The sequence below is a fragment of the Actinokineospora spheciospongiae genome, from assembly GCF_000564855.1.
Taxonomy (GTDB): Bacteria; Actinomycetota; Actinomycetes; order Mycobacteriales; family Pseudonocardiaceae; genus Actinokineospora; species Actinokineospora spheciospongiae.
The window spans coordinates 1-16,941 of sequence record NZ_AYXG01000121.1 but is presented as its reverse complement, the minus strand read 5'-3'; the positions used below and the strand labels follow the sequence as shown (position 1 = coordinate 16,941).

At 71.4% G+C, this 16,941-nt stretch carries 17 protein-coding genes; 6 read left to right on the top strand and 11 right to left on the bottom strand.

Annotated features, from left to right (window positions below):
- Window positions 1–155 precede the first annotated feature (155 nt).
- The 5 genes from UO65_RS16805 to UO65_RS16785 form a co-directional block, all read right to left on the bottom strand.
- A complete protein-coding gene (locus tag UO65_RS16805) occupies window positions 156–1,136 on the bottom strand; it encodes an NUDIX hydrolase (protein WP_035283544.1) in 981 nt (326 codons plus the stop codon).
- Entirely contained in the window at window positions 1,133–2,257 is a 1,125-nt protein-coding gene (locus UO65_RS16800; protein WP_035283543.1) for a glycosyltransferase family 4 protein, read from the bottom strand. The genes UO65_RS16805 and UO65_RS16800 overlap by 4 nt, the downstream gene beginning before the upstream one ends.
- On the bottom strand, window positions 2,254–3,165 hold the full coding sequence (locus tag UO65_RS16795; protein ID WP_035283542.1) for a phosphatidylinositol mannoside acyltransferase: 912 nt from the start codon (window positions 3,163–3,165) through the stop codon (window positions 2,254–2,256). The genes UO65_RS16800 and UO65_RS16795 overlap by 4 nt, the downstream gene beginning before the upstream one ends.
- Window positions 3,162–3,773 (bottom strand): phosphatidylinositol phosphate synthase, encoded by a 612-nt coding sequence (gene pgsA, locus UO65_RS16790; RefSeq protein ID WP_035283541.1) that lies wholly within the window; start codon window positions 3,771–3,773, stop codon window positions 3,162–3,164. The genes UO65_RS16795 and pgsA overlap by 4 nt, the downstream gene beginning before the upstream one ends.
- Before the next feature lie 86 nt (window positions 3,774–3,859).
- Window positions 3,860–4,423: a MarR family winged helix-turn-helix transcriptional regulator gene (locus UO65_RS16785; protein ID WP_084175709.1), complete on the bottom strand. Its 564-nt coding sequence runs from the start codon at window positions 4,421–4,423 to the stop codon at window positions 3,860–3,862.
- 97 nt (window positions 4,424–4,520) lie between these two features.
- On the opposite strand from UO65_RS16785, the gene UO65_RS16780 reads away from it, so the two are divergent.
- Entirely contained in the window at window positions 4,521–5,078 is a 558-nt protein-coding gene (locus UO65_RS16780; RefSeq protein ID WP_035283540.1) for a YceI family protein, read from the top strand.
- Between the two features lie 45 nt (window positions 5,079–5,123).
- Here UO65_RS16780 and UO65_RS16775 read toward each other — a convergent pair whose 3' ends face one another.
- From UO65_RS16775 to UO65_RS16760, 4 genes are all read right to left on the bottom strand, one after another.
- Entirely contained in the window at window positions 5,124–5,669 is a 546-nt protein-coding gene (locus UO65_RS16775; protein ID WP_035283539.1) for an HIT family protein, read from the bottom strand.
- 85 nt (window positions 5,670–5,754) lie between these two features.
- The gene (gene thrS, locus UO65_RS16770; protein ID WP_152552124.1) at window positions 5,755–7,782 is read right to left on the bottom strand and encodes a threonine--tRNA ligase; all 2,028 of its coding nucleotides are present in this window, start codon (window positions 7,780–7,782) and stop codon (window positions 5,755–5,757) included.
- Window positions 7,783–7,885: 103 nt separating this feature from the next.
- On the bottom strand, window positions 7,886–8,473 hold the full coding sequence (locus UO65_RS16765) for a GNAT family N-acetyltransferase (RefSeq protein WP_200873387.1): 588 nt from the start codon (window positions 8,471–8,473) through the stop codon (window positions 7,886–7,888).
- Complete coding sequence (locus UO65_RS16760) at window positions 8,470–9,108, bottom strand: DUF305 domain-containing protein (protein ID WP_035283550.1); 639 nt, start codon at window positions 9,106–9,108, stop codon at window positions 8,470–8,472. The genes UO65_RS16765 and UO65_RS16760 overlap by 4 nt, the downstream gene beginning before the upstream one ends.
- 156 nt (window positions 9,109–9,264) lie before the next feature.
- On the opposite strand from UO65_RS16760, the gene UO65_RS16755 reads away from it, so the two are divergent.
- Window positions 9,265–10,683 (top strand): LVIVD repeat-containing protein, encoded by a 1,419-nt coding sequence (locus tag UO65_RS16755; RefSeq protein WP_035283549.1) that lies wholly within the window; start codon window positions 9,265–9,267, stop codon window positions 10,681–10,683.
- A gap of 54 nt (window positions 10,684–10,737) precedes the next feature.
- Here the strand turns inward: UO65_RS16755 and UO65_RS16750 are convergent, their stop codons facing one another.
- Together UO65_RS16750 and UO65_RS16745 are read right to left on the bottom strand one after the other, a co-directional pair.
- On the bottom strand, window positions 10,738–11,349 hold the full coding sequence (locus UO65_RS16750) for a malonic semialdehyde reductase (RefSeq protein WP_035283537.1): 612 nt from the start codon (window positions 11,347–11,349) through the stop codon (window positions 10,738–10,740).
- Between the two features lie 149 nt (window positions 11,350–11,498).
- Complete coding sequence (locus UO65_RS16745) at window positions 11,499–12,869, bottom strand: DUF2252 domain-containing protein (protein ID WP_035283548.1); 1,371 nt, start codon at window positions 12,867–12,869, stop codon at window positions 11,499–11,501.
- A 405-nt stretch (window positions 12,870–13,274) separates the two neighbouring features.
- Here UO65_RS16745 and UO65_RS16740 point away from each other — a divergent pair, with 405 nt between their 5' ends.
- The 4 genes from UO65_RS16740 to UO65_RS33405 all read left to right on the top strand — a co-directional run bounded on the left by UO65_RS16740 (window position 13,275) and on the right by UO65_RS33405 (window position 16,425).
- On the top strand, window positions 13,275–13,646 hold the full coding sequence (locus tag UO65_RS16740) for a hypothetical protein (protein WP_146241240.1): 372 nt from the start codon (window positions 13,275–13,277) through the stop codon (window positions 13,644–13,646).
- 419 nt (window positions 13,647–14,065) lie between these two features.
- Entirely contained in the window at window positions 14,066–14,422 is a 357-nt protein-coding gene (locus tag UO65_RS16735; protein ID WP_035283535.1) for a hypothetical protein, read from the top strand.
- A 402-nt stretch (window positions 14,423–14,824) separates the two neighbouring features.
- A complete protein-coding gene (locus UO65_RS16730) occupies window positions 14,825–15,163 on the top strand; it encodes a hypothetical protein (RefSeq protein ID WP_146241239.1) in 339 nt (112 codons plus the stop codon).
- 476 nt (window positions 15,164–15,639) lie between these two features.
- Window positions 15,640–16,425 (top strand): permease, encoded by a 786-nt coding sequence (locus tag UO65_RS33405; RefSeq protein WP_146241238.1) that lies wholly within the window; start codon window positions 15,640–15,642, stop codon window positions 16,423–16,425.
- Window positions 16,426–16,941 lie beyond the last annotated feature (516 nt).

The window sequence follows — 16,941 nt, the reverse complement described above, 5'->3', positions numbered from 1 at the left end:
GGTCGGGTGGCTGGCCGAGCAACATCCACCCGCCCGGGCATTCGCCTGCCGGGCAGGCGGGTTTCGGGGTGGCTGGGTGGGTGTTGCTGCGCCGATGTGCTTCGGGTGGCCGGTCGGTGGTTCGTCGGGTGGGTTCGAGGGCAGGCCCCGGTGGCTCAGCGGACCGTTCTCGGCGCGCCGGACCAGGTTTCGTCGGGCAGGTTCGGGAGGAGGTCGGCCAGTTGTACCGGGTACACCGTGTCCGTGGTCTCCCGCAGGTCCTCGGGGGTCCACCAGCGGTGCTCGGCGATGGTGCGGGCCTCCAGCTCGGTGAAGCCGTCCGTGCTGACCTGTGCGCCCTCGGGGAGGCGGGCGAGGAAGAACCACTCCTCGCCGTCGTAGTTGCGGCCCTCGAAGCTGAACGCCACCCGCCGCCGCCAGATCGGGCCGGTCAGCGCGTCCGGCGGCAGGTCGACCCCGGTTTCCTCGCGCAGTTCGCGCACGGCCGCGCCGCGCAAGTCCTCCCCCGGTTCGACGCCGCCGCCCGCGGTGAACCAGTACGAGTCCCCCGGGTCGGCCGGGTCGTGGCCGTGGAACAGCAGCACCCGGTCGGTGGCGTCGAGCAGGACCACCCTGGCCGCCGGGCGGGGGCGGGGCAGGTCGGTGGGCTGCGGTTCGGCGATCTCCAGGTAGGCCGGTTGCGGCGCGGTGCCCGCCAGCTTGAACCAGCGCACCACCCGGCGGCGGCGCTGCGCCAGCGTGTCGCGCACGGCGTCGCCGTGCACGCGGCGGGCGATGACGACCCGGTGTTCGGCGTCGACCAGTTCCGCGGCCAGCACCAGTGGGATCGACTGGCGGTCGACCCCGGCCAGTTCCCTGCTCAGCGCGTTCTCGGCGGGTTCGCGCTCGCGGCGGGGCGCCCGTTCGGCGCGGTCGGCCAGCACCCGCAACCGGTCGCCCGCCCGGGGGTCGAGCGTCCCGGCGACGGCCCGGGCGACGACGGCGCGCCGGGCCAGGGCCGCGTCGAGCGCCGCCCACGCGGCGTCGGTGCGCACGTGCAGCCGGTCGAGCCGGTTGGCCGTGCCCACCAGCCAGCTTCCCAGCACGACCAGCAGCGCGAGCCCGACCAGGAGGACGGCCAGCCCGAACCCGCTCACCCGACCTCCCCGACCGCGCGCGGGACGGCCGCCGCCGCCTGCTCGTAGACGCGCAGCACCTGCCGGGCGACCACCGACCAGTCGAACGCGGTGACCCGCTGGTCCGCCTCGGCCACCAGCGCGGCGCGCCGGGCGGGGTCGGTCAGCACCGAGCGCAGCCCGGCCGCCAGCGACGCCGGGTCGCCGACGGCGGTGAGCACGCCCGCGCGGCCGTCGAGCAGCACCCGGCGGAAGGCGTCGAGGTCGCTGCCGACCACGGCCGTGCCCGCCGACATGGCCTCGGTGAGGATGATGCCGAAGCTCTCCCCGCCGGTGTTGGGGGCGCAGTAGACGTCCACGCTGCGCAGCGCGCGGGCCTTGGTCGGGTCGTCGACCTGGCCGAGCAGGTCGATGCGGTCCGCCCACGGCCCGGCCGCGCGCCGCAGCTCCTCCTCGTCGCCCCGGCCGACCACCAGCACCCGCAGGTCGGGCAGGTCCTCGAGCAGGCGCAGCGCGTCGAGCAGCACCGGCATGCCCTTGCGCGGTTCGTCGTAGCGGCCGACGTAGCCGATCGTGCCGCCCGCCCTGGGGTAGCCGGGCAGTGGTTCGGCGTCGCGGAAGAAGCCGACGTCGACGCCGTTGGGGATCTCCACCGCGTCGCCGCCGAGGTGTTCGACCTGCACCCGCCTGGCCAGTTCGGACACCGCGATCCGGGCGGTGATCTTCTCCAGGAACGGTTGCAGCACCGACTGGAACGCGCTGAGGGTGCGCGAGCGCGGGGTGGAGGTGTGGAAGGTGGCCACGATCGGGCCGTCGGCGATCATCATGGCCAGCATCGACAGGCTGGGCGCGGTCGGCTCGTGCAGGTGCAGCACGTCGAAGTCGTGGTCGTGAATCCACCGCCGGACCCTGGCGTAGGACACCGGGCCGAAGGCCAGCCGGGCGACCGAGCCGTTGTACTTGATCGCCACCGCCCGGCCCGCCGGGTGCACGAAGTCCGGCAGCTCGGTGTCCTCGTCGGCCGGGGCGAGCACCTCGACCTCGTGGCCGAGCCCGGTCAGCGCCCTGGCCAGGTCGAGCACGTGGGCCTGCACCCCGCCCGGGACGTCGAACGAGTACGGGCAGACGATGCCGACCCTCACCGCGGGCTTTCCCCGGCCGCCGCGGCCCTGGCGGCTTCCTTGTCCGCGGTCCACACCGGTTGCAGCATGTGCCAGTCGGCCGGGTGCGAGCCGATGTCGGCGGCGAACACGTCGGCCAGCGCCTGGGTGGCGGCCGGGATGCCCTTGACCCCGCCCACCGGGACCGGCGGGTGGATGCGCACGGCCCAGCCGTCGTCGGTGAACCACACGCCCGCGGGCAGCAGCACCGCGCCGGTGCGCGCGGCCAGGTAGGCCGGGCCCGCGGGCAACTGGGCGGGCTGGCCGAAGAAGGTGACCGGGATGCCGCGCGGGCTCAGGTCGCGGTCGCCGACCAGGCAGACGACCCGGTTCTCGCGCAGCCGCTCGGCCATCACCACCGAGGCCATCCGGGCGCCGCCCTCGGCGGGCAGGATCTCGAAGCCCAGCGATTCGCGGTAGGCGACGAACTTCTCGAACAGCGATTCGGGCTTGAGCCGTTCGACGACGGTGGTGAACGACCCGTGCTCGCGGACCAGCCAGGTGCCCGCGGCGTCCCAGTTGCCCGAGTGGGTCAGGGCGATCACCACGCCGTTGCCCTCGGCCAGGCCCGCGGTGATGTACTCGGCGCCGGTGATGTTGGCGGCGACGTTCGCGTGGATCGCGGCGACGTCCATCGTCGGCAGCCGGAAGGTCTCCATCCAGTACCGGGCGTAGGACCGCAGGCCCTCGCGGACCAGCGCGTCGAGTTCCTCCGGCCCGGCCTGCGGCACGACCCGGGCGAGGTTGGCGCGCAGCCGCCTCGCCCCCGGCCCGCCGCGGCGGGCGGCCCAGTCGGCACCGGCCCGGAACAGGGTCTTGGCCGCGGCCTCGGGCAGCAGCCGCACGAGGCGCCAGCCCAGGCCGTACGCGGTGGCGGCGAGCCCGCTCACGCGGCGGCCCCCTCGGCGGCGCGGCGGACCGCGAGCAGCCGCTGCACGACGGTGATGACCGAGCCGACCGCGCACAGCCACAGCGCGACGTCGATGGCGTACGGGACGCCCAGCCCGGTGAGCCCGGTGCCGACCAGGGTGATGATCAGGCGTTCGGCGCGCTCGACGAGGCCGCCGTCGGCGCTGAGCCCGGAGGCCTCGGCGCGCGCCTTGACGTAGGAGACGACCTGCGACAGCACCAGGTTGAGCAGCGCGGCCACCGCGAGCACCCGGTGGTCGACCACGGTGAACAGGTACCAGGTGAGAGCGCTGAACAGGGCCCCGTCGGCGAGGCGGTCGCAACTGGCGTCGAGGACCGCGCCGAAGCGCGTGCCCCCGCCCAGGGCGCGGGCCATCGAGCCGTCGATGAGGTCGAACATGGCGAAGCCCCACACCACGAAGGTGCCCGCGAGCAGGTGACCGGTGGGGAACAGCCACAGCGCGCCCGCGACGGCGCCCGCCGTGCCGAAGAGGGTCATGGCGTTGGGGGTGAGGCCGAGGCGGACCAGCCACGCCCCGATGGGATCGGTGGCGCGCGAGACCGAGGCACGGGCGAAGATGTTGAGCATGAGTCTGTCGGGGACACCTAACCGGCAAGACGACCTGGTGCCCGCAGCCTAACCGGCCCGCCCCGGCCCGGGCGCGCCCCACCCGCTCAGGTGTCGGCGCCGACCTCGGGCTGCCCCACCTCAGCGGTGTGCGGGGAGTCGGCGACGTGCCCACCGCCACAGTCGCGCGGGTGGTTGCCCGGCAGCAGCATGTCCGGGTCGAGGCCGCCGAGGACGGCCGCGCTGATCTCGCCGAGCACCCGAACCTGCTCGGCGGTGAGCCGGTCGAACAGGGATTCCCGCACGGCGGTCACGTGCCCGGGGGCCGCCGCCGCCAGCGCGGCGAACCCCGCGTCGGTGAGCGCGGCGAGCTGCCCGCGCTTGTCGGTCGGGCACTCCCGCCGTTCGACCCAGCCCGCCTCCTCGAGCCGGGACACCGCGTGGGAGAGCCTGCTGCGGGAGGACCCGCGCAGCCCCGCCAGCTCGCTCATCCGCAGCTCGCGCCGGGGCGCCTCGGACAGCACCACCAGGATCTCGTAGTAGGTGTAGGGCATCTTCGCGTCCCGCTGGAGCTGACGGTCGAGCGAGTCGGTGAGCGCGCTCGTCATGGTGATGAACGTCCGCCAGACATCCTGCTCGGCCCCGCTCAGCCACCGCGTCTCCTCAGCCATGCCCACAGCGTACCCCTCTGGTTGAACTCTCAACCGCATGCGTGTAGCTTGCTCGTTGAACGCTTAATCAAGCGTTCAACGAACGGAAGGGGCGACCATGACCACCGCACTCACCCAGATCCCGAACTTCGTCGCGGGCACGTGGGACATCGACGCCGTGCACTCGGAGGTGGGCTTCTCCGTGCGGCACATGGCGGTCAGCAAGGTGAAGGGCCGCTTCGACGGCGTCTCCGGCCACATCGTCACCACCGAGGACCCGGCCACCTCCGGCGTCGAGGTGAGGATCGACCTGGCCACGATCAACACCTACAACGCCGACCGCGACGGCCACCTCAAGTCCTCGGACTTCTTCGACGTCGAGAACCACCCGGAGCTGACCTACACCGCCACCGGCTTCCAGGAGGACGGCGACGGCTACGTCCTCAACGGCGAACTGACCCTCAAGGGCGTCACCAAGACCGTCCCCCTGCACTTCGAGCTGAACGGCTTCGGCCCGGACGCCTACGGCGGCACCCGGGTCGGCTTCTCCGCCAAGACCCAGATCAACCGCAAGGACTTCGGCGTCAACTTCGAAGGCCTGCAGAACGGCGTCATCGTCGTCAGCGACAAGGTCGACATCCACATCGAGGTCGAGGCCGTCCTCCGCACGGCGTGACCCCCGCACGGCCGACCGGTCCCCGGACCGGTCGGCCGGGGTGCCTCAGTCCGCCCAGGCGTCCGCGAGCATCTGCCGGGTCTCCCCCAGCAGTTGCGGCAGCACCTTGGTGTGCCCGATCACCGGCATGAAGTTCGCGTCCCCACCCCACCGGGGCACCAGGTGCTGGTGCAGGTGCGCGGCGATCCCGGCCCCGGCCACCACGCCCTGGTTCATCCCCAGGTTGAACCCGTGCGGCGCCGACACCCGCCGCGCCACCCGCATCGCGTGCTGGGTGAACTCGGCCAGCTCGACCGTCTCGTCCGCGGTGAGGTCGGTGTAGTCGGCCACGTGCCGGTAGGGCACCACCATCAGGTGACCCGGGTTGTACGGGTAGAGGTTGAGCACCGCGTAGACGGTCTTCCCGCGCGCCACGATCAGCGCGTCGGCGTCGTCCAGGTCCACCAGCCCGCAGAACGGGCACCCGGACGCGGTGTCCCCCTCCGGCTTGCCCTCACCCCTGATGTAGGCCATCCGGTGCGGAGTCCACAACCGCTGCAACGCATCGGGAATGCCGACACCCTCCTGGGGGACAAGCTCCGGATCGACCATGCACCGATCCTAGGGCCACCGCCCCGCCCCGGGTACACCGCGCGGACGCCGCCACCGGGGGGTGCGTCCGCGCGGCCCGGCGGTGCTACTCGGGCACGACGAAGGTCTCCGACGACGGCGAGGCGTTCTCCCGACCGGCCACCCAGGCCCGGACGGCGTCCACGGCCTTGGCCACCGGCACCCCGTTGAGCTGCGAGCCGTCGCGGAACCGGAACGACACCGAGCCCGATTCCACGTCCTTGCCGCCCGCCACCAGCAGGAACGGGACCTTCTGCAACGTGTGGTTGCGGATCTTCTTCTGCATCCGGTCGTCGGACAGGTCGACCTCGACCCGGATGCCGTGCGACCGCAGTTCCTTCGCCACCGCCAGCAGGTGCTCGGAGTGCTCGTCGGCGATGGGGATGCCCACGGCCTGCACCGGGGCCAGCCACGCCGGGAACGCGCCCGCGTAGTGCTCGGTGAGCACCCCGAAGAACCGCTCGATGGAGCCGAACAGCGCCCGGTGGATCATGACCGGCCGCTGCCGCGAGCCGTCCGGGGCGGTGTACTCCAGCTCGAAGAGCTCCGGCAGGTTGAAGTCGAGCTGGATGGTCGACATCTGCCAGGTGCGGCCGAGGGCGTCGCGGGCCTGCACGGAGATCTTGGGGCCGTAGAACGCCGCGCCGCCCGGGTCCGGGACCAGTTCCAGGCCGGAGGCCTCCGCGGCGACGCGCAGGGTCTCGGTGGCCTGGGCCCAGACCTCGTCGGAGCCGACGAACTTCTCGTCGTTGCGGGTCGACAGCTCCAGGTAGAAGTCGTCGAGGCCGTAGTCGCGCAGCAGGTCGAGGACGAACGTCAGCAGCGACTTCAGCTCCTCCTGCACCTGGTCCTGGGTGCAGAAGATGTGCGCGTCGTCCTGCGTCATGCCGCGCACGCGGGTCAGGCCGTGCACGACGCCGGACTTCTCGTAGCGGTAGACCGAGCCGAACTCGAACATCCGCAGCGGCAGCTCGCGGTAGGACCGGCCGCGGGAGCGGAAGATCAGGTCGTGGAACGGGCAGTTCATCGGCTTGAGGTAGTAGTCCTGGCCGGGCTTGCGGACCGTGCCGTCCTCGTTGTACTCGGCGTCGAGGTGCATGGCCGGGTACATGCCGTCGCGGTACCAGTCGAGGTGCCCGGAGGTCTCGAACAGGGTGCCCTTGGTGATGTGCGGGGAGTAGACGAACTCGTAGTCCGCCTCCTCGTGCCGCTGCCGCGAGTAGTCCTCCATGGCCCGGCGCACGATCCCGCCCCTGGGGTGGAACACCGCCAGCCCGGAACCGATCTCGTCGGGGAAGCTGAACAGGTCCAGCTCCACCCCGAGCCTGCGGTGGTCGCGCCGCTCGGCCTCGGCGAGCAGCTCCAGGTGCGCGTCCAACGCCTCCTGCGACTCCCACGCGGTGCCGTAGATGCGCTGGAGCTGCGGGTTCTTGTCGTTGCCGCGCCAGTACGCCGCCGCGACGCGGGTCAGCTTGAAGGCGGGGATGTGCTTGGTGGTCGGCACGTGCGGGCCGCGGCACAGGTCGCCCCACACCTGCTCGCCGCTGCGCGGGTCGAGGTTGTCGTAGATGGTCAGCTCGCCGCCGCCCACCTCCATGATTTCAGTGGTGTCCACAGCGTTGGTGTCACTACTCTTGAGGTCGACCAGTTCCAGCTTGAACGGCTCGGCCGCCAGCTCGGCCTTCGCCGCCTCGACCGACTCGACCACCCGCCGGGAGAACCGCTGCGAGCCCTTGATGATGGCCTTCATGCGCTTCTCCAGCGCCTGCAGGTCCTCCGGGGTGAACGGCCGGTCGACGGCGAAGTCGTAGTAGAAGCCGTCGCGCACCGGCGGGCCGATGCCCAGCTTGGCCTCGGGGAACTGCTGCTGCACGGCCTGGGCCAGCACGTGCGCGCAGGAGTGCCGGATGACCGAGCGCCCGTCCGGGCTGTTCGCGGGCACGGCCTCGACCTCGGTGTCCGCCGACGGCGTCCAGGACAGGTCGCGCAACCGGCCGCCGGGGTCGCGCACGACGACCACCGCGTCGGCCCCCTTGCCCGGCAGACCCGCCTCCCGGACGGCCGCGCCCGCGGTGGTGCCCACCTTCACCACCACGCTCGATGCGGGGGCGACGGCGACGGGCTGCGGCTGGGACACGGTGTACTCCTCGGTGCGGGGCCGACCCGGGCAGGTCAGCGGTGTCAGGTCGACGATGATGTTAACGACCCGCCCCGACGGCCCGCGCCCCGGTTTGCCGGTCTGTGGACAACACGCCCATGACGATGACGTCGTACCGCTCGCCGTCCCACAGCCAGGCCTGCCGCAGCCTGCCCTCCTCGCGGAACCCGACCTTGCGGTAGGCGGCGACGGCGCGCTCGTTGTACTCGACGACCTCCAGGCCCACCCGGTGCGCGCCCACGACGTCGAAGAGGTGGTCGAGGACCAGCCGCAGCGCCTCGCTGCCCAGCCCCCGGCCGTGCCGCTTCCACAGCGCGATGCGCAGTCCCGCCACCAGGTTGTCCGGGTCCCAGTCGTTGACCGCGAGGTCGCCGAGGAACTCCCCGCCGACCGGGTCGACGACGGCGAAGTCCAGGCGGTCGTCCTGCTCGCCGCGGGAGCCGCACCAGGCCACGAGCTGCTCGCGGGTGAACGTGGTGTGCGTGCCGGTCAGCCGGTCGAGGGCGGGGTCGGTGACCATGCCGAGCAGGTCGTCCACGTGCTCGGGGCCGAGGGGTTCGAGGCGGACCCGCTCGCCGATCAGGACGGGCTTGGCGGACAGGTCGGGTGCGGCGGGGTGGTCGGTCACGCCCCCAGCATGCCGCGCATCCTGGCGACCTCGTCGGACTGCTCGGCCACGACGTTGTCGGCCATCTCCTGCACGAGGACGTCGGAGCCGGAGCGGCGCACGGTGTCGGCCATGCTGATCGCGCCCTCGTGGTGGCGGATCATCAGCTCCAGGAACAGCCTGTCGAAGGCCGGGCCGGACGCGGCGGCCAGCGCGGCCAACTGCTCGTCGGTGGCCATGCCGGGCATGGCGTGGTGCTCGTGCCCGCCGTGCCCCTCGTGCTCGGTGACCTCGGGTTGCCCGTGCCGGGTGAGCCAGCGGTTCATCATGTCCACCTCGGGGCCCTGGGTGTCGGCGATCCGGGTGGCGAAGGCCTTGACGGTGGGGTCGGCGCCGCGGTCGGGGACCAGCGCGGTCATCACCAGCGCCTGGCGGTGGTGGGCGACCATGTCCCGCACGTAGGTGTGGTCGGCTTCGTTGGGCGGGGTGGCGGCGGCGTTCGAGGCGGCCTCCTCCGCCGACAGGGTCCGGTTGCCCTCGCCCGGCAGCCCCGGTTGGACGACCGGGTTCGCCGGGGCCTCGTCGGCGGTGCACCCGGCGGCACCGGTCAGGCCCGCCAGCGCGGCCGCACAGGCCGCGACCAGTCGCCATCGCACGTCGGAACTCCCCTCACCAGCAACGATCCCCGACGCTACCCGTTCACGGACAGGGGCAACAAGACGCCCATAACTGGTGAAAACATCCCACCTTGGTGGCTGGTCCGAGCCCCGACCGGGAGGTCATACTGCGGTTTCCGCATTCCACGAGAGGGGCTGCTCGTGCCTTCCACCCGACGACTGTCGGCCACAGCGGTGCTGGGTGCCGCCGCGCTGACCCTGTCGACCCTCGCGGGGGTGACCTCGGCGAGCGCCCAGGGGGCGTTCCCCGCCGCCGACGAGATCGTGACCAGCCCGAACGTGCGGCACGTCGCCAACATCCCGGCCACCGCGCCGCTGGGTGGGCCCAGCTCCGTCGGCACCGACCTGGCCTTCACCGGCGACTACGCCATCGCGGGCAACTACCTCGGCTTCACCATCTACGACATCAAGACCCCCGAGCGCCCGAGGATCACCAGCCAGGTGCTCTGCCCGGGGTCGCAGAACGACGTCTCGGTGAGCGGGAACCTGCTGTTCCTGTCGACCGACTCGCGGCGCAGCGACGCCTCCTGCAACTCGGTCGCCCAGAGCGACGGCACCAAGCCGTACTGGGAGGGCATCAAGGTCTTCGACATCAGCGACAAGCGCAACCCGCGCTACGTCACCGCGGTCGAGACCGCCTGCGGCTCGCACACGCACACGCTGGTGCCGGGCAAGAAGAACAAGGACGTCTACCTCTACGTCTCGTCCTACAGCCCGGCGGCGAGCCTGAGCAAGTGCCAGCCGCCGCACGACATCATCTCCATCGTCAAGGTCCCGCTGCGCGACCCGGCGTCGGCGGCGCTGGTGGCCACCCCGAACCTGTTCCCCGACGGCGGCAACCCCGGCCGCTCCGGCACGATCGAGACCGGCTACACCTCGGCGACCACCGGCTGCCACGACATCACCGTCTTCCCGGCGAAGGACCTGGCGGCGGGCGCGTGCATGGGCGACGGCGTGCTGATGGACATCTCCGACCGGGAGAAGCCCCGGGTGATCAGCCGGGTGCAGGACGACGAGCACTTCGCGTTCTGGCACTCGGCCACGTTCAACAACGCGGGCACCAAGGTCCTGTTCACCGACGAGCTGGGCGGCGGCGGCGCGGCCACCTGCAACCCGGAGATCGGTCCGACCCGCGGCGCCGACGGCATCTACGACATCACCGGCCGCGGCGACAAGCGCGCGCTGGAGTTCAAGAGCTTCTACAAGATCAACCGCACGCAGACCGACGAGGAGAACTGCGTGGCGCACAACGGTTCGCTGCTGCCGGTCCCCGGCCGCGACATCATGGTCCAGGCCTGGTACATGGGCGGCGTGCAGATCATCGACTTCACCGACTCCACGGCGCCGAAGGAGATCGGCTTCTTCGAGCGCGGCCCGGCGGCCGACCCGGACGAGAGCGGCGGTGTCTGGTCGGCGTACTACTACAACGGCTACATCTACACCTCGGACCTGGGCAAGGGCTTCGACGTGCTGCGGATCGACGACCCGCGGACCGACCTGGCCAAGTTCCACCGCTCCACCGAGCTGAACGTGCAGACCCAGGGCACGTATTGATCCACTGACGGCGAAGGACCCCGCGGGCCGCCCGCGGGGTCCTTCGCCGTTTCGTCAGACGGTCTCGACGACCTGCTCGTAGCCCAGCCGCGGGTTGCGGTCGAACCAGGCCTCGTCGCCCGGGTGGCCGATGTTCACCACGACGAGCGAGCGGCGCCTGCCGTCGGGGAAGAACTCCGCGTCGACCCCGGCGGCGTCGAACCCGGTCATCGGGCCCGCGGCCAGGCCCGCGGCGCGCACGCCGAGGATGAAGTAGCCGACCTGGAGCAGCGCGTTGAACCGGGCGACGTCGACCCGGCCGCCCTCGTCGGCGAAGTTGTCCTTCGCGCCGGGGTGGTGCGGGAACTGGCTGGGCAGGTGCTCATGGAAGTCGACGTCGGCGGCGAGCACGGCCACCAGCGGCGCGCTCGCGGTCTTGGCCCGGTTGCCCGGGGACATCAGCGCGTCGAGCTTGGCCCTGGCCTGCGGCGAGCGCACCAGCAGCACCCGCAGCGGCTGGGTGTTCATCGAGGTCGGCGCCCACTTCACCAGGTCGTAGATGGCCTGGACCTGCTCCTCGGTCACCGGCTCGGCGGAGAAGGTGTTCGCCGTGCGGGCCTCCCGGAACAGCAGGTCCTGGGCCTCCTGCGCCAACCGGAGTGCCCGGGTGCCCTGGTCGGTGGTCATGTCGTGCGCCTCCACGGTAGTCAAACGTTCAATCAGCTCCAACGTACTTGAGCGTTTGACGATTCCTCACACCCGTGTGACCACACCCACGCGCACCGGCTCGGCGAATCCTGTCCACTTGGCACCAACTGTCCGATTCGCCCGCCGCGTCAGACCTCGGTGGTCGCAGCCAGCCGACCGGAACGCACGGCGGCCACCAGCTCGGCGTGGTCGGCCTCGGTGCGGTCGGCGTAGGCCACCGCGTACCCGCCGATCGCGTCGTCGAGGTCCTTGCCGCAGTAGCCCGCGAGCAGCCTGGGGTCCACCGAGCGGACGTGCGCGCGGGCCAGCAGCGCGCCCGCCAGCCTGCCGTAGTCGTCGAGGTGGCCGCGCCCCAGCGCGGTCGGATCGATCTCGCCCTTGCGGTTGCGGAACTGGCGGACGATGAAGTGCCTGCCCCGCACGGTCGTCCACCCGAGCAGGATGTCGGTCTCGGCCTGCACCAGCCGGGCCCCGTGCACCACCCGCTTGCCCTCGTGCTTGGCGGGCGGCAGGCCCAGCACCTCGGCCACCGCCGACCGGGGCGCCTCCTTGACCTGGAGCACCAGCGCCTCGTCCCCGTTGCCGTGCAGCAGGACCAGGTAGTTGCGGAACCCGACGCTGCCGGTGCCGACCACCCGGAACGCCACGTCGGACACCCCGTACCGCAGCACCAGGTTGCGCCGCGACTCCCGCAGCGAGGTGACGTAGTGCGGCAGCGCGGCGACCACCGCCGCCCGGACCCCATCGTCCACCGCGGACAGCAGCGGCGGGTCCGGGACGAACCGCCACTCGTCGTCGGCCCGGTGCGTCCACCGCGCCGCCACCCGGGAACTGGTGTTGCGCCCGGCCTTCCTGGCGGCCTTGGCGAAGTCGTCCTCCAGCGCGTCCGCCTCGGCGTCGCGCAGCGCCGACTCGTCGCCGAGGGCGCTCCACGACTCCAGGAACGGCTGCTCGGCCAACCGGTTCAGCGTCTTGCGGTAGGACTTGACCACGTCCTCGGCCGCCTCCCGGCAGCGGTCCTCGGGGACCCCACCCTCCCGGCCCGCCAGCACCAGGCTGGTCGCCAACCGCTTGAGGTCCCACTCCCACGGGCCGGGCACCGTCTCGTCGAAGTCGTTGATGTCCATCACGACCTTGCCCTCGGGCGTGCCGAACAGGCCCATGTTTGCCGCGTGGGCGTCCCCGCACAACTGCGCGTGCACGCCGGTCCGCACCCCCGCCGCCAGGTCGGCGGCCATCAGCCCGGCCGCGCCCCGGAAGAAGGAGAACGGCGAGGCCACCATCCGCCCCACCCGCAGCGGGACCAGGTCGGCCAGCCGCCCCGCGTTGCTCGCCTCGACGAACTCCACCGCGCCCGGCCGGTCGGCGGCCAGCGACAGCACGCCCTGCTCCTCGTGCCCCACCTCGTCGCGCAGCGCCCGACCCCCGGCCACCACCTCGGCCGCGTCGACCCGCTGTCCGAAGGCGAGCGCCGCCGCCTCCTCCGCCTTCTCTCCCATGTCCACATCATCCAGTCCCCGGGTCGATCCCCCAACCCCCCGATCGTCGACCGGGGCGGCCCAGCGGTGCGGTTCCCGCGACACCGGGGGCGCTCCGCGCTCCGGCGGACGGACCCCCGGTCGGGGTTGGTTAAACCACCGGGAGGTGCGTCATTCGACCAGGTGACCACGAGGGGCGTCGAACGCGCTGATCAGCGGAATCAGCCTCCGCGTAGTCCGACGTCAGACCTGGAAATGTCCGTCATGCACCAAAATCGCGTGACCCTGGTCACAGCAATTTCGCTGAGCGACCGCAGGGCGGGGCCAGCAGATTTACCAACATCCCGCAGAGCGCAGCCCCGTTTCCACCGGCAGCGCACCGCGGGGATCGGTCAACAACAGCAGCAGCAGGTAGGAGGCAATTCCATGCTTTCGCTTCGTCGCATGTTCGTCGCCGGTGCCATCGCCATCCCCCTCGCGCTCGGTGGCGCGGGAACCGCCCTGGCGGACGACTACGAGGCCCAGGAGTCCACCGCCGGGCCCTGGGGCGCCTCGTCCACCTACGTCGCGGCGGACACCGACAACGACTACGGCCACCACCACCACGGCTACCGCTACAACGACAACGACTCGACCTTCGTGGAGACCAACTCGGTCGCGGGCCCCGGGGGCGCCATGAGCGAGTACGTGGTCGCCGTCGCGGACGACGACGGTGGCGTCGCCTACTTCCGCGGCCAGGACGTCGCCGGGGACCAGGGCGCCTCCTCCACCCGCATCCGCGCCACCGCGGGGTACTGACAGCAGGCGGGGACGCACCGCGGGCGGCGCTCCGGCGCCGCCCGCGGCACACCGCCCCCGCCCGCGAACCGGGCGCGCCCCCCGGACCGGGGGCCACCGCCGCGTTCATCCACAAAGGACACAGCTTCTCCCTCGGGCCTCGGATCGGACCGGGCGCCGGTGAAAACGAATTCATTTTTAGATTTTTCGGGATCACCGCCGCCACGAACCGGTAATGGATCACCCGATTGAGGGGGCTCCTCCTTACTCTGTGATCAACTATCACACGATAGTGTCGCCAAGTGGATTTAGCCGAACGCTCGATGTATGTTCATTCCACGGCAGTCAGGTTCAGCTCGATACGGTGGATTTCCTTCGATAAGGAACCCGTAAGACGATTGCCAGTCAAGCCGATCCATTGATGCAATGAGGAGTTTTCTGTGTTCAAGAAGTTGGGTGCTATCGCCGTTGGCACCGCCGCAGGCATGGTGATGCTCGGTGGCATGGCCTCGGCCAGCCCGGTGGTCGGCAACGACGACAGCGTGGACCACAGCGAGTTCGACCAGGTTGGCCTGCTCAACCTGAACAACACCGACATCCTGCACAACGTCAACGCCGTCGTGGGCGTGTGCGACAACAACATCAACGTCCTGGGTGTCCAGGTCCCGGTCGAGGACGTGGCCAACGGCCTCAACCTGCCGATCCTGTCCCCGGGCGAGTCCGAGAACGAGGCCGAGGTCCCCGACCTGTGCGCCACCGGTGGCATCCTCGACGGCGGCGTCGGCCAGAACAACTGAGCTGAGCCAGTGATCAAGCCGCTCACGCGGCCCGATCAGTCGGCCTTCGTCGTTCCAAGGCCGTGAAGCGGTGGTGTGGGACTCCCGTGTGGGGTCTCGCACCACCGCTTCGCTTTGTGCCCGCTCCACCCCGCGGACCGGTCCAACCGCAGGTCCTCACGACTCCACCCGATTCAGAAATACACGATCGGGTATCCCGCTGGAATCCCCCACGGAGACGCTGTACGTTCGCTTCGCGGCTGACTCCGAAATGCCCCCCGGGCCCGTTCGCGCCTCGCGCCGATGCGGAGTGGCCGTATCTCCGGTGTACATGAGCTAGTGACTATCAAAGGACTTTCAGTGATCAAGAAGCTTGGTGCCGTTGTGGCTGCGACCGCTGCCGGCATGGTCATGCTGGGCGGTATGGCTTCTGCCACCACGGCGGGTGCGCCCGAGGCGGACCTCCCCACCCCCCAGGGCCAGGACGGCGTGGGCAACTCCGGCACGGTCGACTCCAGCGAGTTCTCGCAGGTGGGCCTGGTCAACCTGGACAACACGACGCTGCTGCACAACACCAACATCATCGCCAGCGTCTGCGACAACAACATCAACGTCCTGGGCGTCCAGGTGCCGGTGGAGGAGGTCCTCAACGGCGTCCAGGCGCCGGTGGGCTCCGCGGGTGAGCACGAGAACGAGGGCATCGCCACCGACATCTGCGGCCAGGGCGGCATCCTCGACAACGGGACCGGCCAGAGCAACTGACCCGGATCGGTCGTCGCCTCCCGCGCGGGAGGCGTGAGCAGTGACCTGCGGTGGCGCGGTACCCGGCAACGGGTACCGCGCCACCGCTTTTCACGTACCGGGACAGCGCACACCGGACACCCCGTACCGGAAAGCAGCTCCCCCAGGACAGCGCTACCGAGCAGACGCCCGTGAACCCCCATGGCAAACGCTTGCGGAGGCGTCCCCAACACCCGCGAGCGGGTTGCGCAACGCAGGACACAGAGGACTGCACCCACGATGTCGCATGTGGACCACCGGCGCCCCGCCCCCTGTCCAACACCCCGGGCACCGAGCCACCGAGCGTGACCGAAGCCGCCGGGGTCCCACTGGCAGCCACCACGACCTGGTGAAACAGGGGCAAGCGTGTTTCCCCGGCCGCCGGACCGCTCATCCCGAGTACGGCCCTCGCGGTCTGTTCTGCTCGATCCACCCCTCGCATCCCTGGAGATGGCGCCATGACCGATCCACGAATGTCCGGCAACCAAGCGTACGAGCCCGGCTACCCGGCCGACCGCAGCACCGCGACGATGCCCGGGACCGGGACGGCCGGTTACGGCAGCCACCAGGCGAGCGAGCACGCCGCAGCGCACACCCCGTCGCCCAGGCCCCCCGTCCACCCCGAGGGCGTACCGGCCTGGCCCACCGAGAGCGCCCCCGCGGTCGAGGTGGACAACGACCCGAACGACGGGATGAGCCGCCGCCGCGACCGGGTGCGGTGGGGTGCGGTCTGGGCGGGCACCGCGATCGCGCTGCCCGTCTTCCTGGTGCTGCAACTCGCCTTCTTCGCGGCGGGCTGGCTCAACGTCACCGACGGCCACGAGACGGCGGCAGCCGTCACCAGCGGCATCCTCTCCCTCGTCGCGTTCTTCATCGGCGGCCTCGCCGCGGGCTCGTCGGCGATCTGGCGCGGCGTCAGCGAGGGCGCCTTCCACGGCGCCCTGGTCTGGGCCGTCGGCCTGACCGCCCTGCTCCTGCTCACCCTGGTCGGCGGCACCGCCCTCCTCGGCAGCGCCTTCGAGGCAGCCGTCCAGGTCGGCGCGAACCCGCAGCCCGGGGTCGACGAGGACACCGCCATCCGGATCGCCCGCAGCAGCGCCGGGTGGGGCGCCCTGTGGCTCGCGCTGTCACTGGGCGCGGCGGCCCTCGGCGGCATGCTCGGGGCGAAGACCTGGCCGCGCCGGTCGCGCCGGACCACGACCTACCGGGAGCAGGCACCCTACCGCGACCAGGCAGCCTACTGAGACCAGACCGAACCGAACCCGACCGAGCCCACCACCCACGGCACCCGCCGCAGGCTCGGCGGACCGCACCCCGCTCCGGTCGAGCCGCGAGCGACCCGGGTGGACCACCTGTGGCCGGTGTCGGCAGGGACGACACCGGCCACAGCGTTGCCCGGACACACCCACGTGCCACCGGTTCCAGCGCCCGCCCTCCCGGCACCCAGCCCCACTCCCCACCGCAACAGCGGCTGACCAGCCACCCCCGCGAACCACCAGGCCCAGCCACCACCCAGCGAACCGGCCACCCGGCCCCCCCCAACACCATCGGCACAGCGGCCAACCAGTCACCGCGAACCGGCCACCCAGCCACCAGTCGCCCGAACCCCACCAGCGCAGCGACCCACCGACCACCCCACCAACCGGCGGCCCGACGAGCCAACTGCCCGGGTGGGTGGATGTGCTGCTTGGTCAGCCGACCACCCCACAAACCGCCGGCCCGGCCACAAAATGCCCGGGTGGGTGGATGTGTTTGGCCGG